The sequence below is a fragment of the Salmonella sp. SA14318 genome (assembly GCF_029866905.1).
Classification (GTDB): Bacteria; Pseudomonadota; Gammaproteobacteria; order Enterobacterales; family Enterobacteriaceae; genus Salmonella; species Salmonella enterica.
Genome location: NZ_CP123282.1, coordinates 3,731,398 through 3,752,871, shown reverse-complemented (window position 1 = coordinate 3,752,871; position 21,474 = coordinate 3,731,398). Strand labels below are relative to the sequence as shown.

The 21,474-nt window shown below is 53.6% G+C and carries 21 protein-coding genes; 11 read left to right on the top strand and 10 right to left on the bottom strand.

Going from position 1 to position 21,474, the window contains the following annotated elements; translation table 11 throughout:
* From ftsQ to mutT, 7 genes are all read left to right on the top strand, one after another.
* A complete protein-coding gene (ftsQ, locus tag QEN32_RS17965) occupies nt 1-831 on the top strand; it encodes a cell division protein FtsQ (RefSeq protein ID WP_000075728.1) in 831 nt (276 codons plus the stop codon).
* Nucleotides 828-2,090: a cell division protein FtsA gene (gene ftsA / locus QEN32_RS17960; RefSeq protein WP_000588463.1), complete on the top strand. Its 1,263-nt coding sequence runs from the start codon at nt 828-830 to the stop codon at nt 2,088-2,090. The genes ftsQ and ftsA overlap by 4 nt, the downstream gene beginning before the upstream one ends.
* Nucleotides 2,091-2,150: 60 nt before the next feature.
* The gene (ftsZ, locus tag QEN32_RS17955; RefSeq protein WP_000462785.1) at nt 2,151-3,302 is read left to right on the top strand and encodes a cell division protein FtsZ; all 1,152 of its coding nucleotides are present in this window, start codon (nt 2,151-2,153) and stop codon (nt 3,300-3,302) included.
* A gap of 100 nt (nt 3,303-3,402) precedes the next feature.
* Nucleotides 3,403-4,320 carry a UDP-3-O-acyl-N-acetylglucosamine deacetylase gene (gene lpxC, locus QEN32_RS17950; protein ID WP_000595487.1) on the top strand — a complete coding sequence of 306 codons (918 nt, stop codon included), beginning with the start codon at nt 3,403-3,405 and terminating at the stop codon, nt 4,318-4,320.
* A gap of 278 nt (nt 4,321-4,598) precedes the next feature.
* Nucleotides 4,599-5,096: a secA translation cis-regulator SecM gene (gene secM, locus QEN32_RS17945; RefSeq protein ID WP_000014336.1), complete on the top strand. Its 498-nt coding sequence runs from the start codon at nt 4,599-4,601 to the stop codon at nt 5,094-5,096.
* A gap of 61 nt (nt 5,097-5,157) precedes the next feature.
* Nucleotides 5,158-7,863 (top strand): preprotein translocase subunit SecA, encoded by a 2,706-nt coding sequence (gene secA / locus QEN32_RS17940; protein WP_000905756.1) that lies wholly within the window; start codon nt 5,158-5,160, stop codon nt 7,861-7,863.
* Nucleotides 7,864-8,014: 151 nt separating this feature from the next.
* A complete protein-coding gene (gene mutT / locus QEN32_RS17935) occupies nt 8,015-8,410 on the top strand; it encodes an 8-oxo-dGTP diphosphatase MutT (protein WP_000736058.1) in 396 nt (131 codons plus the stop codon).
* Between the two features lie 33 nt (nt 8,411-8,443).
* On the opposite strand, the gene QEN32_RS17930 is transcribed toward mutT, so the two are convergent.
* Nucleotides 8,444-9,433, bottom strand: coding sequence for an aldo/keto reductase (locus QEN32_RS17930; protein WP_133323043.1), 990 nt, complete (start codon nt 9,431-9,433; stop codon nt 8,444-8,446).
* A gap of 85 nt (nt 9,434-9,518) precedes the next feature.
* On the opposite strand from QEN32_RS17930, the gene QEN32_RS17925 reads away from it, so the two are divergent.
* A complete protein-coding gene (locus QEN32_RS17925; protein ID WP_265322006.1) occupies nt 9,519-10,433 on the top strand; it encodes a LysR family transcriptional regulator in 915 nt (304 codons plus the stop codon).
* Nucleotides 10,434-10,456: 23 nt separating this feature from the next.
* Here QEN32_RS17925 and yacG read toward each other — a convergent pair whose 3' ends face one another.
* Genes yacG through coaE form a run of 3 tightly spaced genes read right to left on the bottom strand, consistent with a single transcriptional unit; the run spans nt 10,457 to nt 12,021 of the window.
* Entirely contained in the window at nt 10,457-10,648 is a 192-nt protein-coding gene (gene yacG / locus QEN32_RS17920; protein WP_079811046.1) for a DNA gyrase inhibitor YacG, read from the bottom strand.
* 9 nt (nt 10,649-10,657) lie between these two features.
* Nucleotides 10,658-11,401 (bottom strand): cell division protein ZapD, encoded by a 744-nt coding sequence (zapD, locus tag QEN32_RS17915; RefSeq protein WP_000557441.1) that lies wholly within the window; start codon nt 11,399-11,401, stop codon nt 10,658-10,660.
* On the bottom strand, nt 11,401-12,021 hold the full coding sequence (coaE, locus tag QEN32_RS17910; protein ID WP_001270913.1) for a dephospho-CoA kinase: 621 nt from the start codon (nt 12,019-12,021) through the stop codon (nt 11,401-11,403). Before coaE ends, zapD begins: the two co-directional genes overlap by 1 nt.
* A 225-nt stretch (nt 12,022-12,246) precedes the next feature.
* Between coaE and QEN32_RS17905 the strand changes: the two genes are divergently transcribed.
* A complete protein-coding gene (locus QEN32_RS17905; RefSeq protein WP_001217365.1) occupies nt 12,247-13,290 on the top strand; it encodes a GMP reductase in 1,044 nt (347 codons plus the stop codon).
* 30 nt (nt 13,291-13,320) lie between these two features.
* On the opposite strand, the gene hofC is transcribed toward QEN32_RS17905, so the two are convergent.
* The 4 genes from hofC to nadC form a co-directional block, all read right to left on the bottom strand.
* Nucleotides 13,321-14,523: a protein transport protein HofC gene (gene hofC / locus QEN32_RS17900; RefSeq protein WP_039517530.1), complete on the bottom strand. Its 1,203-nt coding sequence runs from the start codon at nt 14,521-14,523 to the stop codon at nt 13,321-13,323.
* Nucleotides 14,513-15,898, bottom strand: a complete 1,386-nt coding sequence (gspE, locus tag QEN32_RS17895) for a type II secretion system protein GspE (RefSeq protein WP_265322005.1) — start codon at nt 15,896-15,898, stop codon at nt 14,513-14,515. The genes hofC and gspE overlap by 11 nt, the downstream gene beginning before the upstream one ends.
* 9 nt (nt 15,899-15,907) lie before the next feature.
* Nucleotides 15,908-16,345, bottom strand: coding sequence for a prepilin peptidase-dependent pilin (gene ppdD / locus QEN32_RS17890; protein ID WP_000414989.1), 438 nt, complete (start codon nt 16,343-16,345; stop codon nt 15,908-15,910).
* A gap of 221 nt (nt 16,346-16,566) precedes the next feature.
* Nucleotides 16,567-17,460: a carboxylating nicotinate-nucleotide diphosphorylase gene (gene nadC, locus QEN32_RS17885; protein WP_001135135.1), complete on the bottom strand. Its 894-nt coding sequence runs from the start codon at nt 17,458-17,460 to the stop codon at nt 16,567-16,569.
* Between the two features lie 87 nt (nt 17,461-17,547).
* Here nadC and ampD point away from each other — a divergent pair, with 87 nt between their 5' ends.
* Together ampD and ampE are read left to right on the top strand one after the other, a co-directional pair.
* Entirely contained in the window at nt 17,548-18,111 is a 564-nt protein-coding gene (gene ampD, locus QEN32_RS17880) for a 1,6-anhydro-N-acetylmuramyl-L-alanine amidase AmpD (RefSeq protein ID WP_000936326.1), read from the top strand.
* The gene (ampE, locus tag QEN32_RS17875) at nt 18,108-18,962 is read left to right on the top strand and encodes a beta-lactamase regulator AmpE (protein ID WP_000172039.1); all 855 of its coding nucleotides are present in this window, start codon (nt 18,108-18,110) and stop codon (nt 18,960-18,962) included. Before ampD ends, ampE begins: the two co-directional genes overlap by 4 nt.
* A 91-nt stretch (nt 18,963-19,053) precedes the next feature.
* On the opposite strand, the gene QEN32_RS17870 is transcribed toward ampE, so the two are convergent.
* Both QEN32_RS17870 and QEN32_RS17865 read right to left on the bottom strand, forming a co-directional pair.
* Nucleotides 19,054-20,004 (bottom strand): family 43 glycosylhydrolase, encoded by a 951-nt coding sequence (locus QEN32_RS17870; protein WP_000024771.1) that lies wholly within the window; start codon nt 20,002-20,004, stop codon nt 19,054-19,056.
* A complete protein-coding gene (locus QEN32_RS17865; protein ID WP_265322004.1) occupies nt 20,004-21,410 on the bottom strand; it encodes an MFS transporter in 1,407 nt (468 codons plus the stop codon). Before QEN32_RS17865 ends, QEN32_RS17870 begins: the two co-directional genes overlap by 1 nt.
* Nucleotides 21,411-21,474: the final 64 nt, after the last annotated feature.

Below are 21,474 nucleotides of genomic sequence, written 5' to 3'. Positions count from 1 at the left end.
ATGTCGCAGGCTGCGCTGAACACGCGAAACAGTGATGAAGAGACGCCTTCTTCACGCCGCAATAATGGAACGCGTCTTGCAGGAATTTTATTCCTGCTGACGGTACTGTGCACCGTGTTTGTTAGCGGGTGGGTCGTGTTAGGGTGGATGGAAGATGCGCAGCGTTTACCATTATCAAAGTTGGTATTAACCGGCGAGCGTCACTACACGCGTAACGATGATATCCGTCAGGCGATACTGGCTCTGGGCGCGCCGGGAACCTTCATGACGCAGGATGTGAACATTATCCAGAGCCAGATTGAGCGTTTGCCGTGGATTAAACAGGCCAGCGTCAGAAAACAGTGGCCTGATGAATTGAAGATTCATCTGGTTGAATATGTGCCGATTGCGCGTTGGAATGATCAACATATGGTCGATGCTGAAGGGAACACCTTCAGCGTGCCGTCAGACCGCATCGGCAAACAGGTTTTACCCATGTTGTATGGCCCGGAAGGCAGCGCGAGTGAAGTGTTGCAGGGATACCGCGAGATGGGGCAGGTGCTGGCTAAGGATAAATTCACTCTAAAGGAAGCGGCGATGACCGCACGTCGCTCCTGGCAATTGACGCTTAATAACGGCATTAAGCTCAATCTCGGCAGGGGCGATACGATGAAAAGGTTGGCTCGCTTTGTAGAACTCTATCCGGTTTTACAGCAGCAGGCGCAAACCGATGGCAAACGGATTAGCTACGTTGATTTGCGTTATGACTCAGGTGCGGCAGTTGGCTGGGCGCCGCTCCCCCCTGAGGAATCTAATCAGCAACAGAATCAGGCACAGGCAGAACAACAATGATCAAGGCGACGGACAGAAAACTGGTAGTAGGACTGGAGATTGGCACCGCGAAGGTTGCCGCTTTAGTAGGGGAAGTTCTGCCCGACGGTATGGTCAATATCATTGGCGTGGGCAGTTGCCCATCGCGGGGTATGGATAAAGGCGGGGTGAATGACCTTGAGTCAGTGGTGAAATGCGTTCAGCGCGCCATTGACCAGGCGGAATTGATGGCCGATTGCCAGATCTCCTCGGTATATCTGGCGCTTTCCGGCAAACATATTAGCTGTCAGAATGAAATTGGTATGGTGCCCATTTCCGAAGAGGAAGTGACGCAAGAAGATGTGGAAAACGTCGTGCATACTGCGAAGTCAGTGCGCGTGCGCGATGAACATCGCGTGCTGCATGTGATTCCTCAGGAGTACGCCATTGACTACCAGGAAGGCATTAAAAATCCGGTCGGTCTTTCCGGCGTGCGTATGCAGGCGAAAGTACATTTGATTACCTGCCACAACGATATGGCAAAAAACATTGTCAAAGCTGTTGAACGTTGTGGTCTGAAAGTTGACCAACTGATATTTGCCGGACTGGCGGCCAGTTATTCCGTGTTAACGGAAGATGAACGTGAACTGGGCGTCTGTGTCGTGGATATCGGCGGTGGTACAATGGATATCGCCGTTTATACTGGCGGCGCGCTGCGTCATACCAAAGTGATCCCTTACGCGGGGAACGTGGTGACCAGCGATATTGCTTATGCCTTTGGTACGCCGCCGAGCGATGCTGAAGCCATTAAAGTTCGCCACGGTTGCGCGCTGGGTTCCATTGTCGGTAAAGACGAAAGCGTTGAAGTACCGAGCGTAGGCGGGCGTCCGCCGCGCAGCCTGCAACGTCAGACGCTGGCGGAAGTGATTGAGCCGCGTTACACCGAGCTGCTCAATCTGGTCAACGAAGAGATATTGCAATTACAGGAACAGCTTCGCCAACAAGGGGTAAAACATCACCTGGCGGCGGGGATTGTGTTAACCGGCGGCGCGGCGCAAATCGAAGGGCTTGCTGCTTGCGCTCAGCGCGTGTTTCATACGCAGGTGCGTATCGGCGCGCCGCTGAATATCACCGGTCTGACGGATTATGCCCAGGAGCCGTATTACTCAACGGCGGTGGGATTGCTTCACTACGGGAAAGAGTCCCACTTAAACGGTGAAGCAGAAGTGGAAAAACGTGTTACGGCATCAGTTGGCTCGTGGATCAAGCGACTTAATAGCTGGCTGCGAAAAGAGTTTTAATTTTTATGAGGCCGCCAGATATTACGGCCTCAGGCGACAGGCACATGACGGAGAGAGATTATGTTTGAACCTATGGAACTAACCAACGACGCGGTGATTAAAGTCATCGGCGTCGGTGGTGGCGGCGGTAACGCTGTTGAACACATGGTGCGCGAGCGCATCGAAGGTGTTGAATTCTTCGCGGTGAATACCGACGCTCAGGCGTTGCGTAAAACGGCGGTTGGCCAGACCATTCAAATTGGTAGCGGCATTACCAAAGGTCTGGGCGCTGGCGCTAACCCGGAAGTCGGTCGTAACGCGGCGGACGAAGACCGTGAAGCGCTGCGTGCGGCGCTTGAAGGCGCAGACATGGTATTTATCGCGGCAGGCATGGGCGGCGGTACCGGAACTGGCGCGGCGCCAGTGGTTGCTGAAGTGGCTAAAGATTTAGGTATTCTGACCGTTGCCGTGGTGACTAAGCCTTTCAATTTTGAAGGCAAAAAGCGCATGGCATTTGCGGAGCAGGGTATCACCGAGCTGTCCAAGCATGTGGACTCGTTGATCACCATCCCGAACGACAAGCTGCTGAAAGTGCTGGGCCGTGGTATCTCCCTGCTCGACGCGTTCGGCGCGGCTAACGACGTGCTGAAAGGCGCGGTTCAGGGCATCGCAGAGCTGATCACCCGCCCGGGTCTGATGAACGTCGACTTTGCTGACGTGCGTACCGTGATGTCTGAAATGGGCTACGCAATGATGGGCTCCGGCGTGGCGAGCGGTGAAGACCGTGCGGAAGAAGCGGCTGAAATGGCTATTTCTTCTCCGCTGCTGGAAGATATCGACCTGTCCGGCGCGCGCGGCGTGTTGGTCAACATTACGGCGGGCTTCGACCTGCGTCTGGACGAGTTTGAAACCGTCGGTAACACCATTCGCGCGTTTGCGTCGGATAACGCCACCGTGGTTATCGGTACTTCTCTGGACCCGGATATGAATGATGAACTGCGCGTGACGGTAGTGGCAACCGGTATTGGTATGGACAAACGTCCGGAAATCACTCTGGTCACCAATAAACAGGTGCAGCAGCCGGTGTTGGATCGTTATCAGCAGCACGGTATGGCGCCGCTGACGCAGGAGCAAAAAACGGTCGCGAAAGTGGTTAACGACAATACACCACAGGCGGCGAAAGAGCCGGATTATCTGGATATCCCCGCATTCCTGCGTAAGCAAGCTGATTAAGAATTAGCTGGAATTTGGGATTCTGGGCTCTTTGTGCTAAACTGGCCCGCCGAATGTATAGTACACTTCGGTTGGATAGGTAATTTGGCGAGATTATACGATGATCAAACAAAGGACACTTAAACGTATCGTTCAGGCGACTGGCGTCGGTTTACACACCGGCAAAAAAGTCACCCTGACATTACGCCCTGCGCCGGCCAATACCGGGGTCATCTATCGTCGCACCGACTTGAATCCACCGGTAGATTTCCCGGCCGATGCCAAATCTGTGCGTGATACCATGCTCTGTACATGTCTGGTGAATGAGCATGATGTACGGATTTCAACCGTTGAGCACCTGAACGCTGCTCTGGCGGGCTTAGGTATCGATAACATCGTTATTGAGGTTAATGCCCCGGAAATCCCGATCATGGATGGCAGTGCCGCTCCGTTTGTCTACCTGCTGCTTGATGCCGGTATTGATGAACTGAACTGCGCCAAAAAATTCGTACGCATCAAAGAGACTGTTCGGGTTGAAGATGGCGATAAATGGGCTGAATTCAGACCGTACAATGGTTTTACGTTGGATTTCACCATCGACTTTAACCATCCGGCGATCGATTCCAGCAGCCAGCGCTACGCGATGAACTTCTCTGCGGATGCGTTCATGCGCCAGATCAGCCGTGCGCGTACCTTCGGTTTTATGCGCGATATCGAATATCTGCAGTCCCGCGGCCTGTGCCTGGGCGGCAGCTTCGATTGTGCCATCGTTGTTGACGATTATCGCGTATTGAACGAAGACGGCCTGCGTTTTGAAGATGAATTCGTTCGTCACAAAATGCTCGACGCGATCGGTGACTTGTTCATGTGTGGTCACAATATTATTGGTGCGTTTACCGCGTATAAATCCGGTCACGCATTGAATAACAAATTGTTACAGGCAGTCCTGGCAAAACAGGAAGCCTGGGAATTTGTGACCTTCCAGGACGACGCAGAACTGCCGTTGGCTTTCAAAGCGCCTTCGACGGTACTGGCATAACGACATACGTTGTCGTATAAAATTCGACTGGTTAACCTGGCACTCTCTCCGGCCAGGCGAGCCAGTCGTTTTTTTTACTATCCTTTATCTGCGCTTTCCTTAATACAGCCATTTTGGCAGAGTTAAATGGAAACACGGCGCGTTCGCTGTTTTCTTAGCCGATTTTCACCTTAGCTTCTCGTCATTACTGCTGTAGCGCGTACGCTTTAATGATAAGATTTGTGCGCAAATTGTTTTGATTCCGTAAGCCCATGAGGGGCATATCAGGTGGCAATGACGTGAGTGGAATACTGACGCGCTGGCGACAGTTAGGCAGACGATACTTCTGGCCGCATCTCTTATTAGGGATGGTCGCGGCGAGTTTTGGTTTGCCCGCGCTCAGTAACGCCGCTGAAACCAATACGCCTGCAAGGACGACCGCCAGCACCGCGTCTAAAGTTAACTTTAGCCATCTTGCGCTGTTAGAAGCCTCTAACCGTCGTCCCAATTTCACCGTAGATTACTGGCATCAGCACGCTATTCGCACGGTGATTCGCCACCTTTCTTTTGCAATGGCGCCGCAAACGCTGCCCGTTGCCGACGCGCCGTCGCCATTACAGGCGCATCATATCGCCTTACTGAATACGCTCAGCGCGATGCTCACGCAGGAGGGCACGCCGCCGGCGATTGTTCGCCGCCTCTCCCTGGCGTATTTTGCGCCACAAACCGCATTTAGCATCCCGGCCTGGATAAGTCAGGCGCAGGGTATCCGCGCCGGTCCGCAACGTCTCAGCTAACGAAAAAAGACCCTTTTACTTTATTTGTAGCTCCGCGGCGCGGGGCATTTGAGACTTTATTATGCTAATCAAATTATTAACCAAAGTATTCGGTAGCCGTAACGATCGTACGCTGCGTCGTATGCGTAAGGCCGTCAGCCTTATTAATGCGATGGAACCGGAGATGGAAAAACTCTCCGATGACGAACTGAAAGCGAAAACCAACGAATTTCGCGCCCGTATTGAAAAAGGCGAAAGCGTAGAGAGCCTGATTCCGGAAGCGTTCGCGGTGGTGCGTGAAGCCAGTAAACGCGTCTTTGGGATGCGTCACTTCGACGTTCAGCTATTGGGTGGTATGGTGCTCAACGATCGTTGTATCGCCGAAATGCGTACTGGTGAAGGTAAGACGCTGACCGCAACCCTGCCAGCCTACCTGAACGCGCTGTCCGGCAAAGGCGTTCATGTGGTAACCGTGAACGACTATCTGGCGCAGCGTGACGCCGAAAACAACCGTCCGCTATTCGAATTCCTCGGTATGTCCGTTGGTATCAACCTGCCAGGTATGCCTGCGCCCGCCAAACGTGAAGCTTACGCTGCCGACATCACTTACGGCACTAACAACGAATACGGTTTTGACTACCTGCGCGACAACATGGCGTTCAGCCCGGAAGAGCGCGTGCAGCGTAAACTGCATTATGCGCTGGTGGATGAGGTTGACTCCATCCTGATCGATGAAGCGCGTACGCCGCTGATTATTTCCGGCCCGGCGGAAGATAGCTCGGAAATGTACAAAAAAGTGAACAAAATCATTCCGCACCTGATTCGTCAGGAGAAAGAAGATTCTGACACTTTCCAGGGCGAAGGCCACTTCTCCGTTGATGAGAAAGCGCGCCAGGTTAACCTGACCGAACGCGGTCTGGTGCTGATTGAAGAGCTACTGGTGCAAGAAGGCATTATGGATGAAGGCGAGTCGCTCTACTCGCCTGGCAATATTATGCTGATGCATCACGTCACCGCCGCGCTGCGCGCGCACGCGCTGTTTACCCGTGACGTGGATTACATTGTGAAAGACGGCGAAGTCATCATTGTTGATGAACATACCGGTCGTACCATGCAGGGGCGTCGCTGGTCTGACGGTCTGCACCAGGCGGTAGAAGCGAAAGAAGGCGTTGAAATTCAGAATGAAAACCAGACGCTGGCGTCTATCACCTTCCAGAACTACTTCCGTCTGTATGAAAAGCTGGCCGGTATGACCGGTACGGCGGATACTGAAGCCTTCGAATTTAGTTCTATCTATAAGCTGGACACCGTCGTTGTTCCGACCAACCGTCCGATGATCCGTAAAGATTTGCCGGATCTGGTCTACATGACCGAAGCGGAAAAAATCCAGGCCATTATCGAAGATATTAAAGAGCGTACCGCGAACGGTCAGCCAGTGCTGGTCGGGACGATTTCTATCGAGAAATCTGAAGTGGTCTCCAGAGAGCTGACCAAAGCGGGCATCAAACATAACGTACTGAACGCAAAATTCCACGCCAACGAAGCAGGCATCGTTGCGCAGGCTGGTTATCCAGCGGCGGTCACTATCGCTACCAACATGGCGGGTCGTGGTACCGATATTATGCTGGGCGGTAGCTGGCAGGCGGAAGTCGCTGCGCTGGAAGCGCCGACGGAAGAACAGATTGCGCAGATTAAAGCGGACTGGCAGGTACGCCATGACGCGGTTCTGGCTGCCGGCGGTCTGCATATCATTGGCACCGAGCGCCATGAATCCCGCCGTATCGACAACCAGCTGCGTGGCCGTTCCGGTCGCCAGGGCGATCCGGGTTCTTCCCGTTTCTACCTGTCGATGGAAGATGCGCTGATGCGTATTTTCGCCTCCGATCGTGTCTCCGGTATGATGCGTAAACTGGGGATGAAGCCGGGCGAAGCGATTGAGCACCCGTGGGTGACGAAAGCTATCGCTAACGCGCAGCGTAAAGTAGAAAGCCGTAACTTCGATATTCGTAAGCAACTGCTGGAATATGATGATGTGGCGAACGATCAGCGCCGTGCAATTTATACCCAGCGTAACGAACTGCTGGATGTGTCTGACGTGAGCGACACCATTAACAGCATTCGCGAAGATGTCTTTAAGGCGACTATCGACGCCTACATTCCGCCGCAGTCGCTGGAAGAGATGTGGGATATCCCGGGTTTGCAGGAACGCCTGAAAAACGACTTCGACCTGGAGATGCCGATTGCCGAATGGCTGGATAAAGAGCCGGAGCTGCATGAGGAGACGCTGCGTGAGCGCATCCTGGCGCAGTCCATCGAGGTGTATCAGCGTAAAGAAGAGGTGGTTGGCGCTGAAATGATGCGTCATTTCGAAAAAGGCGTGATGCTGCAAACGCTCGATTCCCTGTGGAAAGAGCATCTGGCGGCGATGGATTACCTGCGTCAGGGTATTCATCTGCGCGGCTATGCGCAAAAAGATCCGAAGCAGGAATACAAGCGCGAATCCTTCGCTATGTTCGCCGCGATGCTGGAATCGCTGAAATATGAAGTGATCAGTACCCTGAGCAAAGTCCAGGTACGTATGCCGGAAGAGGTCGAAGCGATGGAAATGCAGCGTCGCGAAGAGGCGGAGCGCCTGGCGCAGATGCAGCAGCTAAGCCATCAGGATGACGATGCCGCCGTGGCTGCCGATCTGGCCGCCCAAACCGGCGAACGTAAGATTGGACGTAACGATCCTTGCCCTTGCGGTTCCGGTAAGAAATACAAACAGTGTCACGGTCGCCTGAGCTAATGCGATAAACTTACCGGCCTGATAAGACATAATGTGTTGCCATCAGGTCGGTGCTGGCATTATTGCCGAAGGGCGCTACGCTTATTCGGCCTGGCATTGAACACAGATAAAAAGGCGCAGGCGACTGCGCCTTTTTTATGGATGCAACAAGATGAAAAAACTGCAAATCGCGGTTGGGATTATCCGCAACCCGAACGACGAAATTTTTATCACCCGACGCGCCGCTGATGCGCATATGGCGAACAAGCTGGAATTTCCCGGCGGAAAAATTGAAGCCGACGAAACACCAGAGCAGGCGTTGATCCGGGAGCTACAGGAAGAGGTGGGGATTACGCCAACACAGGTGACATTATTCGACACTCTGGAATATCAATTCCCGGACCGACACATTACGCTGTGGTTTTGGCTGGTTGAACGCTGGGAGGGCGAACCGTGGGGGAAAGAAGGGCAGCCGGGACGGTGGATCGCGCAAAACGCGTTGAATACGGACGATTTTCCGCCGGCCAATGAACCGATTATTCGTAAATTACGCCAATTTGCGCCTTAGTGGGGGATCGCAACACGATCCCCATCGATCTTATTAGCGATTTAATGTCGACATAATTTCCGGCCAGTAGCGGGGGCCGGCCGCGGCGTCGTGAGGAAAAACCGCCTCAATTGCCGCCAGCTCCTGCGGGCTTAGGGTCAGTGATAACGCGCCGAGGTTTTCATCCACCCTGGCGCAGTGGCGGGTGCCGGGAATGGGAACGATGTGCCTGTTGCGGGCCAGCAGCCAGGCCAGCGCTAATTGTGCGGGGGTACACTCTTTTTCGCGTGCCATTTGTTTTATTGCTTCAGCCAGACGTAAATTGCGCGAGAAGTTCTCACCCATGAACCTGGGATTTGTGCGACGGAAGTCATTCGCAGCAAAATCTTCTGGCGTTTTAATCGTACCGGTCAGAAATCCGCGTCCCAGCGGGCTGTAAGCGACGAATCCTATACCCAACCGTTCACAGGTGGAAAGTGCTGAAATTTCCGCTTCGCGGGACCAAAGCGAATACTCACTTTGCAGCGCGGTAATAGGGTGAACGTTATGGGCGCGTTCCAGCGTTTGCGTTGATGCTTCGGATAGCCCGAGATAACGCACTTTTCCCTCGCGCACCAGGTCCGCCATTGCACCGACAGTCTCTTCTATGGGGACTGATGGATCAACGCGATGTTGATAGTACAGATCGATATGATCGACCCCCAGGCGTTGCAGGCTTTGCTCACAACTACGGCGAACGTACTCCGGTCTGCCATTGACACCACGCGCCATAGGGTTAGCAGGGTCGAGAACGATACCAAATTTCGTCGCTAAAAATACCCGATCGCGACGATCGGCGATGGCTCTTCCAACTAACCTTTCATTGGTATAAGGGCCATACATATCTGCGGTATCGAGCAGTGTTACCCCCTGCTCTAACGCATAATGTAGCGTCTTAATTGAGGTGCTGTCGTCATGAGCGCCGTAAAATGCGCTCATGCCCATACATCCCAGTCCGATGGCTGACACTCGCGGTCCGTTTGCGCCTAATGTACGATATTGCATACTACCTCCATGAGGATATTTTGAGCATGGCAGGCAGTCTATACCTGGCGTATAAGATGAAAAATAGGGGGAATAAGCATGGTTTATGAAGGCTGGCTTAATAATGCGTCATGATGTGATGTCCGTATTGCATGCTTTTTGCGTGATTGCTGAAAACCATAGCTTCACGCGGGCAGCGGCGCAGTTACATATTTCTACATCGGCGTTAAGTCAGAATATGCGCCAACTGGAGGATGAACTTGGCGTGAAATTGTTGAACCGAACCACCCGGCGTGTCGGTTTGACAGAAGCAGGACATGCCTTTCTTGCCAGTATCAGGCCCGCATTGAATCATATTGATGAGGCGATGGAACATGCCCGCCAGAGCCGCGATATACCCGGAGGGACATTACGCCTGACCGTACCGCGCACGGCGGCTACGCTTTTGTTACAACCTAATCTCGCCGGTTTCATGTGCGATTATCCCGATATTCGGCTGGATATCGATGTGAATGACGGTTTTGTGGATTTAATTAACGAACGCTTTGATGCCGGTATTCGCTTTGGCGATGCGGTACAACTTGATATGAATGTCGTTCCGCTCGGTGATGTTTTACGCCCGGCGATCGTAGCATCCCCTGCATACCTTGCGCGTTTTGGCACGCCGCTGCACCCTCAGGAACTCATCAATCACCGCTGCCTTTGCCATCGTTTTACGCGTGAGAGCGGGCTATATCGGTGGGAGTTTGTTCACGGAGCGCAACGGCTGGAAATTACGCCGGAAGCCGCGTTAATGGTGAATGATAAAGCGTTGCGTCTCTCCGCCGCGCGTGATGGGGCAGGGCTAACCTATGTTTTTGAACAGGATGTCCACGAAGACTTACAGGATGGGCGGTTGTGTTCCGTGCTTGACGAGTGGCTGCCTGCGGCGGACCGGTTTTATTTGTATTATCCCGGCCGCGCGCATATGGCGCCAAAACTACGCGTATTTATTGATTATTTTTGTCATAAGGCGATATAGCCGTCTCAACAGAGCCATCACCGTTAGCGCTCTTCGCTCCAGTCGTCGCTATCAGACTGGTCGCCGCTGCTGGCGATTCGTTTCTCTTCGGCGGCCCATTCGCCCAAATCAATTAACTGACAGCGTTTAGAACAAAATGGGCGGAAGGGGCTAATTTCCCCCCAGACGACCGATTTACCGCAGGTCGGACAGTTTACGACGGTCACGTCAGACATTTTTACTCCTTAGCAACAGGCCAGTTCAAAATCAAGACGCTCCGGCACCAGACCATTTTCACTATCCAGCGGCATAAAGCGAATGGCAAAACGGCTCTTATGGCCGGAAATTTGCGGATAAAGTTGTGAATCGAGCGTCAGCATAAGACGCAGCAAATCGGCGTCGTCCCCGTTATCCTGATAAAAACCGTTCAGGCTGGTTTGCTTACGGAAAGGCGCTGAATTACGGATCAGATCAAGCACCAGCGTCAGCGCCTGGGTGAGGGGATTCAGGCTGGCAAGCCAGCTTTCAATCTGGGCGTCGCGCTGCGCCTGTTGTAGGTGCAACCAGATATGAAGAGTGGGTAAATCGAAACTGCAACAGCCGCCAGGAATACTTAAGCGTTGACGCACAAGGGCAATCAAGCGATCTTCGCGTAGCTGCTGGCCAATCCTCGGGGCGGAGATCAGCACGCTGCCCGCGGATTTTAACTGCTGGCGCAGGGCTTCAATACGGTCTTGATCGACGCCGGGAACCTCAACCCAGGCCTGTAATTTACGCTGCTGGCGCTCCAGTTCTTTCAGCAGTTCGGTACGGACTTCGCCCCGTTCGAACACATCCAGTAGATCGCTGATGTTACGGAAAAAATGCAGTGCGCCAGCATGGTCTGCAATTGGCAGGTTGATGGAGAGCTGTTGGATCAAAAACTCTATGCGCAGCCACGTACGCATCTTCTCATTGAGAGGGTGTTCAAATAGGACCTGGGTGTGCATTACGGTTTTTCCTGTGAGACAAACTGCGACGCGAGTTTAAGATAACTGGCGTGCAGGCGGGCCACATCTGATGCGATAGCATCCGGTGCGCCGTTATTATCAATAACATCGTCCGCCACGGCAAGGCGCGCTTCACGCGTCGCCTGCGCAGCGAGAATGTGTTCAACATGCTCGCGCGTAACATCATCACGCTGCATTGTGCGTATGAGCTGCGTTTCGGGCGTCACGTCAACCACCAGTACGCGGTTGGCTTTTTGATACAGCCTGTTTTCAACCAGCAGAGGCACAACCCATAACACATAGGGCGACGTAGCCTGTTGAAACTGTCGTTGGGTTTCCTGCTGAATTAAGGGGTGAAGCAGAGCGTTAAGCCAGGCTTTTTCTTCCGGATGCGAAAAAATACGCTCACGCAGCGCCCGGCGGCGTAACGTGCCGTCGGCGGCGATAAGTTCAGAACCAAAATGTTCCGCTATTGCGTTCAGGGCGGGCTGCCCTGGCTCAACCATCTGGCGCGCGATAATATCCGCGTCGATGACGGTTATTCCGAGGTCAGCGAAGGCATCAGCGACGGTACTTTTACCGCTGCCAATACCGCCGGTTAAGGCTACGGTATACCTCATATCTCCAGCTTCCGGAATTTTAGTTTGACAATCAAAAGGTTAAATTTTAAGCATACAAAGACGATACGCTCTGAGCATTAACCTACTATTCGCCAGGTAAATTTATGGGATTGTAACGTAAAAAAAGAGAATTTCGCAGTCTTGTACGGCCATGATTAGTGCGTATGATAGCGTCACTGGAGTTGTGAGTTTCGATTTTTCGCCATTAACCCCAGGAATCCGCACATGCGTATTGAAGAAGATCTGAAGTTAGGTTTCAAAGACGTTCTTATCCGTCCTAAACGTTCTACCCTCAAAAGCCGTTCCGATGTCGAACTGGAACGTCAATTCACCTTTAAACACTCAGGTCAGACCTGGTCTGGCGTACCGATTATTGCGGCCAATATGGATACCGTCGGGACGTTTGAAATGGCGCAAGCATTGGCCGGGTTTGATATTCTGACTGCTGTACATAAACATTATACCGTTGAAGAATGGGCAGCTTTTATCAACACGGCTTCGGCTGATGTTCTCAAGCATGTGATGGTTTCCACCGGGACCTCTGATGCTGATTTCGAAAAAACCGTGCAGATTCTGGCGCTGAATCCTGCACTGAACTTTGTCTGTATTGATGTGGCCAATGGCTATTCAGAACATTTTGTGCAGTTCGTCGCGAAAGCACGTGAAGCATGGCCGACAAAAACAATCTGCGCAGGCAATGTGGTAACGGGCGAGATGTGCGAAGAGCTTATCCTCTCCGGCGCCGATATCGTGAAAGTGGGAATTGGTCCCGGCTCCGTATGCACGACGCGTGTAAAAACCGGCGTTGGTTATCCGCAACTGTCGGCGGTTATCGAATGCGCTGACGCGGCGCATGGCCTGGGCGGCATGATCGTCAGCGATGGCGGCTGCACCATGCCAGGCGACGTAGCAAAAGCCTTCGGCGGCGGCGCGGATTTCGTTATGTTGGGCGGCATGCTGGCGGGTCACGAAGAGAGCGGCGGCAGCGTGGTAGAAGAGAACGGCGAGAAATTTATGCTGTTCTACGGCATGAGTTCGGAATCTGCGATGAACCGTCATGTCGGCGGCGTTGCGAAATACCGCGCGGCAGAAGGTAAAACGGTTAAATTGCCGCTGCGTGGGCCGGTGGGCAATACTGCCCGCGATATCCTGGGCGGTCTACGCTCAGCCTGCACTTATGTCGGCGCGTCTCGCCTGAAAGAGTTGACCAAACGCACCACCTTTATTCGGGTGCAGGAACAAGAAAACCGCATTTTCAATAGCCTCTAATATTCTGGCTGGCGTAAATGTGCGCCAGCCTTATCCCATCCCGCTCATCGCGTCTCCCAGATGAAAAATCGGCAAATACATCGCCACCACCAGCGTACCGATAATTAAACCGGTGATGATCAATAACGCCGGTTCCAACAGCGACGCCAGATTATCGGCCAGCGCCAGCGTAGTTTCACTGTGGTGACGGGCAAGGTTATGCAGCATGATATCGAGTGAACCGGACGCTTCGCCCGTTCTGACCAGTTGCAGGCATAGCGGACTAAATTCCTGGGTATTTTTTAGCGCCAACCAGACCGGATTGCCCGCGGCGATCTCCTGATGTACCTGCATTAAACGCTGTGACCAGTAAGGGCAGCCGAGACTCTCGATAGCGCTTTCCAGTCCCTGAAGAAAAGGAATGCCTGCGCTTTGGGTCAATGCCAGTACGGTGAATATTTGCGCTAGTTTCTGGCCTCTTATCAGGCGACCCATAACGGGAAGCCGTAGCAGAAGACGCTGCCGCTGCGCTTGCCAGGACGGCTTTTGTTTTACCCTGCGGTGAGCGATAGCAACGAGCATCGTCAGGAACAAGATGAGCCAACCCCATGCCGACCCCCATTGCGCTATCGCGATAATACCGCGCGTCAGAAGAGGGAGCGGGGTATTGAAGCTACGGTAAATGGCGGCAAATTCCGGCAGAACAAAGTGCAGCATGGCGAAAACGACCAGGGCGGCCATTGTCAGAATAATGGCGGGATAGCGCAGCGCCTTTTTCACGCTAACCGTAATCTGCCGTTGCGCTTTTTGCTGACGGGCCAGTTCAAAGCAGCATTCGGCCAGTTTGCCGGTCAGTTCTCCGGTGCGGATCATCGTCTGGTAGAGCGGCGGAAATACCTGCGGCCAGGAGACTAATGCGCTGGAAAAAGGGACGCCCTGTTCAAGCTCGTGAGCCAGCGTGCGCAACAGCGCTTGCCATTGTCGGTGTGGATGCTGTTTCGCAAGGAGTTCCAGCCCTTCAGAAAGCGTCAGCCCGGCATGAATGAGCGTGGCCAACTGATGAATAATTTCAGCGCTTTGCTCTTCTTTCCACAGTGCGGCGTTAACGCCCATGCGCTTGATGCGAAGCGGCATAATGCGCTGATGTTGCAGGGTGATGATCAGCGCCAGACGATTGTCCGCCCATACAACGTCTTGTTCCAGTTGACCTTTATCGTTAACTCCTTGCCAGCGCCAGAGCTGTTTAACGCTCATGGGGCATTCCCAGAACGCGCAGTATCTCTTCAAAGGACGTCATGCCTTGCTCAACGGCGCGACAGCCATTTTCAAAAAGCGTCCCTGTACCGGTCTGTTGGAGGTGGGCTTCCAGTGCTTGCGCCGATGCGCCGCTCGCAATTAACTGACGTAATGCCGGGGTAACGGTTAACACTTCGAATAACGCGGTTCGGCCATAAAAGCCGTGGTAGCAATGCTGACAGCCGCTTGCCTGCCAGCGCGGTAGCGCGCTGGGCCAAAGATTGGGCGATAGCACTACGGGATCGTTCAGGCGCTGTTTGCAGTGCGGGCAAAGCTTCCTTACCAGGCGTTGCGCTACCACCAGCGTAAGAGCCGATGAGATCATCCAGCGTGCTACGCCCATTTGCTGCAAACGTATCAGGGTTTCACTGGTGGAGTTCGTATGGAGCGTTGAAAGTACCAGATGGCCCGTTTGTGCCGCCTTAATGGCGATTTCTGCGGTGTCGCCGTCACGAATTTCACCTACCATGATGATGTCAGGGTCCTGGCGTAAAAGCGCGCGCAGCACATTTTGAAAGGTGAGCCCGGCGCGGGGATGGATCTGCGTCTGGTTAATCCCATCCAGTGGAATTTCTATCGGATCCTCAACGCTACAGAGGTTGATATCCGGCGTATTCCGGGTTTGTAGCGCGCTGTATAGCGTGACCGTTTTTCCGCTACCGGTGGGGCCAGTCACCAGTACCAGCCCCTGAGGTTGCTGTAGAGCTTGTCTAAAAGCGGTAAGTTGTGCCCCGTACATGCCCAGCGTGTCCAGATCCAGCGTTTGTTCAACCTGATGCAACAACCGTAAGACGACTTTTTCGCCTTCTTTACAGGGAAGCGTGGCGATACGAAAAGAGATGCTGTCGCCCGTCAGGTCAACGGTAAATTGCCCGTCCTGCGGCAGCCGATGTTCAGCGATGTCCAAATTTCCCAGGACTTTCAATCTGGCCGTCAGCGCAAGCCCCGTCTCTTTGGCGATGTCCTGCAGAATATGAAGAACGCCGTCGATGCGGAGTCTTATTCGGTAGCGGCTGGCGCCTGGTTCGAGATGGATATCAGAGGCGCGTTTCGCCATCGCCGAGCGTAATGTCTGATTGAGAAGCTGGGCCGCGGTTTCTCCGCCTTTCGCGTCGTTTGCCGAGGGAGCCTGATCCGGCTTATGCCGATGATTTTCCATTTGCTGGCGAGTCCAGCACACAATATCAATCTGTTTTTGCGTGGCGAAATGCAGAGCGTCCAGTAACGCATGAGAGGGCGCGTCGACCACCGCAACAGTGATACTGTTGCTGGCGCTATTGATCAGTACAGCCTGATGACGTTGACACAAGGTGTTGAGCTGAGCGTCTTTCATCTTGTCTCCTTAGTTGGCGTCAAAACGGAAGACATCTTCACAAGCCTGTTGTAACGCGCTGTCGCTTTGAATATTGCAGTTACGCGTCCAGCCGGTAATGCCGTTAGCATTGTCCCAGGCGGGCGTCATGATGACGCTAAGCCCGCTCAGACTCTCCTGGCCGGTAAGCGTGATGACGCCTTTTTCCACGCTCATGCCCGAAACATAACGGGTGATGACGGGCGAGGGGATACCGTTGACGCCCGCATCGCATGTGCTCGTCCCACCATGTTCCAGAGCGCAGAGTTCGACGGCAGTACGGTAGGGGACAAACGTTTGCAACATATCCGTCAGCGCCGCTTTACGCAGATAGTTCTGGTAAGCCGGAATGCCGATGGCGCTTAAAATGGCGATGATGCCAATAACGACCATCAGTTCGATAAGCGTGAAACCGCGTTGTTTTTCCATTGTTCGCTCCTTGAGTTAGCTGGCGCTACTGTGGCAAACGAGGAAAGAGCGGGCGAGCGGCAAAAGATAAAACGGGAAGGCGGATTCTGAAGATTTTCGCTGCGTTACATGACACGGCAACGTTATTGCGAGGCGCTACGAATATTTTACCGAATCACGACGCGGATCTACGGACAGGTGATTTATAGACCCGACGGCGCAGCGCCATCGGGCGGAGAGGATCAGCAAAAACGCATGGAGAGATCGAGCGCGCGTACGTGCTTGGTCAGCGCGCCAACGGAGATGAAATCCACCCCGGTTTCAGCAAATTCGCGTAAGGTTTCCGCGGTGACGTTGCCGGATACTTCCAGCCGCGCCTGGCCGTTGACGCGTTTCACCGCCTCGCGCATCTGGTCGGTGTTGAAATTATCCAGCATGATAATATCCGCGCCTGCTTTCAGCGCATCGTCCAGTTCATCCAGATTTTCGACCTCGACTTCTACCGGCACGTCCGGATGTAGCCAGAACGCTTTTTCCACCGCCTGACGAACCGAACCGGAGGCGATGATATGGTTTTCTTTAATCAGGAACGCGTCAGTGAGGCCCAGACGATGATTGGCGCCGCCGCCGCATAAAACCGCATATTTGAGCGCGGTGCGCAGACCCGGCAGCGTTTTACGCGTGTCGAGCAACTGGGTTTGGGTGCCAGCCAGCAGTCCAACGTAGCGGCGTACTTCACTGGCGACGCCGGAAAGGGTCTGGACAAAGTTTAGCGCCGTGCGCTCGCCGGTCAGCAATACGCGAGCGGGGCCGTTTAGTTCAAACACTGTTTGGTTGGCGTGAATGGCGTCGCCGTCATCGACATGCCAGGTGAGGCGCACATCATCGCCCGCCAGTTGGATGAAGACCTCTTCAACCCAGCGCTTGCCGCAGAAAACGCCGTCTTCACGAGTGATCACCGTGGCATGGGCTTGCGTATCTGCCGGCAAAAGTTGCGCGGTGATATCGTTGCCAGCATCGACTTCTCCACCTAAATCTTCACGCAGCGCCTGAGCAACGGCGGCAGGGATATCGAGATTAATGCGTTCCAGTAGCGCGTCACGTCGGTCGTCTGGGTTATAACGGCGAGGCGGCATGATAAAACTCCAAATTGCTAACGAATCATAAGGTAGAAACATGCTACTCTGAAGCAGCTATAAGCACCACTCAAAAGGAGACTCTGCATGTTGCCAGATAAGGGTTGGTTGGTAGAGGCGCGACGCGTCCCTTCTCCGCATTATGATTGCCGTCCGGATGACGAAAAACCGTCCTTGCTGGTGGTGCATAACATTAGCCTGCCCCCCGGCGAGTTTGGCGGTCCGTGGATCGATGCATTATTCACCGGAACGATAGATCCAGACGCCCATCCTTTTTTTGCAGAAATCGCTCATCTTCGTGTTTCGGCCCATTGTCTGATTCGTCGCGACGGTGAAATCGTCCAGTATGTGCCTTTTGATAAGCGTGCGTGGCATGCGGGCGTGTCAAACTATCAGGGGCGGGAACGTTGTAATGATTTCTCCATTGGTATTGAGCTGGAGGGGACGGATACGCTGGCTTATACCGATGCGCAGTATCAGCAGCTAGCCGCCGTGACGCGCACGCTTATCGCTTGCTATCCGGCGATCGCCGACAATATGACCGGACACTGCAACATTGCGCCTGACCGCAAAACGGACCCTGGCCCTGCCTTTGACTGGCCGCGCTTTCGCGCTTTGGTAGCCCTTTCGTCGCACAAGGAGATGACATGACGCTGTTTACGACATTACTGGTGCTGATTGTCGAGCGCCTGTTTAAGTTGGGCGAGCACTGGCAGCTCGATCATCGGCTGGAGGCGCTATTCCGTCGGATTACGCATTTTTCGATGTTGCGCACGATGGGAATGACGGCGATCGCGATGGTGGTGACTTTTCTACTGCTCCAGGCGCTAAAAGGGCTGCTATTTAACGTGCCGACGCTGGTGGTGTGGATTCTCCTGGGCGTGCTGTGTATCGGCGCGGGCAAAGTGCGAGTACATTATCACGCCTGGCTGAAAGCGGCGTCCCGTAACGATCCGCATCCTTGCGAGGCGATGGCCAGCGAGCTTACGCTAATCCACGGCGTGCCGCCGGATTGTAATGAGCGTGAATTTTTGCGTGAGCTGCAAAATGCGTTGTTATGGATAAATTTCCGTTTTTACCTCGCACCGCTATTTTGGTTTATCGTTGGCGGTCCATGGGGGCCGGTAACGCTGGTGGGCTATGCGTTTTTACGGGCCTGGCAGACCTGGCTGGCGCGCTATCAGACGCCGCACCAACGTTTGCAATCCGGCATTGACGCTATTCTTCATGTGCTGGACTGGATTCCGGTACGTCTGGCGGGCGTAGTGTATGCATTACTGGGGCATGGCGAGAAAGCGTTGCCGGCCTGGTTTGCCTCGCTGGCGGATCTGCATACTTCGCAGTATCAGGTGCTCACACGTCTGGCGCAGTTCTCACTGGCGCGCGAACCGCATACTGACAAAGTAGAAACCCCCAAAGCGGCGGTGTCGATGGCGAAGAAGGCCTCGTTTGTGGTGGTGGTGATTATTGCGTTGCTCACCATTTATGGGGCATTAGTGTAGCGTTGTGCCGATGGCGCTAACGCTTATGCTGCCTACAATGGAAAAATCTGTAGGCCCGGTAAGCGCTAGCGCCACCGGGCAGTGCAACGGCTTAGATCGTATCGGCTGGCGGCACGCCAAAATCAGGCATCCCGTTTTCGTCCCAGCGCACCCGTTTCAGACGCGTATGGCGGTTGGGATCGTACAACGGATCGCCTTCAATTTCGGTGTAATTTCTCGCGTGGTACACCAGTACATCTTCACCTTCCGGCGTTTGCGTAAAGCTGTTGTGTCCCGGCCCATACTGGCGATTTTCATAGCTGGTGGTAAAGACCGGGCGCGGTGATTTATGCCAGTTGGCCGGATCGCGCGGATCGTCGTTTACGTTAATCCACAGTAACCCCATACAGTAGTTTTCATCGGTGGCGCTGGCCGAATAGCTGATAAACAGCTTGTCGCCATGCACCACGACGGCCGGACCTTCGTTAACCCAAAAACCCCGACACTCCCAGTCGTACTCTGGCTTACTGAGTCTTACCGGCTCGCCTTTAAGAGTCCACGGGTTTTCCAGTTCAGCCAGATAAATATTTGAGTTACCGGCAATATCCGGCGCTTTTTGCGCCCACAGATACCACTGCTTTCCCTGATGATAAAAAGTGGTGGCATCGAGGGCGAAGGTATCAAACGGCGTTTTAATTTGACCTTTCTCCGTCCACTTGCCGGTGAGAGGGTCGGCATCGGCGCACTCCAGGGCAAACATACGGTGCTGGAACATTCCCAGCTTATCAAGCGCTTGAGTATGGGTAGCGGCAAAATAGATGTACCACTTGCCGTTGATGCGGTGCATTTCCGGTGCCCAGATGAGCTGGCTCATCGGGCCGCTTTCCGGTTTGCGCCAGACGACAACGGGGTCGGCGGCGCGCAACCCTTCCAGCGAATCAGCCCGGCGGATTTCCAGCCTGTCATATTCCGGTACGGAGGCAATAAAGTAGTAATCGCTGCCGTCGCGTAAAATAAACGGATCGGCACGTTGTTCAATAAACGGGTTTGGCCAGTTTGCCATCAGGCTTTCCTTACGCTTTCAGCGGCTTTGAGCTCCTGCAACTCACTCAATTCGCGGTAATTAGTGCGACGTTTTTCCAAATCGTCCTGGATTTTTTTCATCAGTTCACGGTCAACTTTCAGCAGACGTACCACGCCTGCGGTAATCAGATAGCCAACGCCGGGGATAACGGTAAACAACAGCATAATACCGTTTATCGCCGAGGCGCTTTGCGCTTTGGCGCTGGCGTCATAACCGTACCAGGAGAGCAAAAAGCCGACCATCGCCCCGGCAATCGCCAGGCCCAGTTTCAGGAAGAACAGATTACCGGAGAAGCTAATACCGGTAATGCGTTTGCCGGTTTTCCATTCACCGTAATCATCGACATCCGCCATCAGCGACCAGTGCAACGGGGAAGGGATCTGATGCAGAATATTGAGCAGGAAGTAGAGCGCCACTATCATCACGGTAGCTTTCGGATCAAAGAAATAGAACGCGCAGGAGAAAATCGCCAGCGCGATATTGGTCCAGAAAAATACCTTCAATTTACACCAGCGATCGGTTAAGACTTTTGCCAGCATACTGCCGATCATCATACCGACCACGCCAAGGCTAATAAAAAGCGTAGCGAAATGGGTGCTTTGTCCCATCACCCAGGTGACGTAATACATGGTCGCCGCCATACGGATAAACCCCGGGCAGACGTTACATAAGGTCAATAGCAGAATGCGTACCCATTGATCGTTTTTCCACACGTCTTTGAAATCATTCTTCATATCATCGTGCGTCGGAACGGCAGGGCGAACGCGTTCGCGGACGCTGGCAAAGCAGAACAGAAACATACCCATGCCGATAATCGCCAGCACGGTCATCGCCAACTGATAGCCTTTGGCTTTGTCGCCGCCGCCAAACCAGTCCACCATCGGCAATAGCGTTAACGATAGCAACAGCGTCGCGATGCCGACTAACACGAAGCGATAAGCCTGACAGGCCACGCGCTCTTTTGGATCATTGGTGATCACGCCGCCCAGTGAGCAATAGGGAATATTGATGGCGGTGTAGGTCACAGAAAGCAGAAAATAGGTGACGAAAGCATAGACAACTTTGCTGTTATAGCCCCAGTCCGGCGTCGTGAACATCAGCACGCTGAACAGCGCGTAGGGAAATGCAATCCACAGTAGCCAGGGGCGGAAACGACCATATTTACTTTGGGTACGATCGGCAAGCGCGCCCATCACCGGATCGGTAACGGCATCGATAACGCGTACTGAAAGGAGTAAAACACCGACTAACGCCGGGGCAAGACCAAAAATATCCGTATAAAAATAATTAACAAACAGCATGATAGCGCCAAAAATAATGTTACATCCGGCGTCGCCCATGCCATACCCGATTTTCTCTCTTACCGAAAGTCTGCCCTTATCCATTGAGACTTCTCCCCATCAGATGATGGCGGTAATTATTCGCCTGCGAGCTTTTATTTGCGTAGCA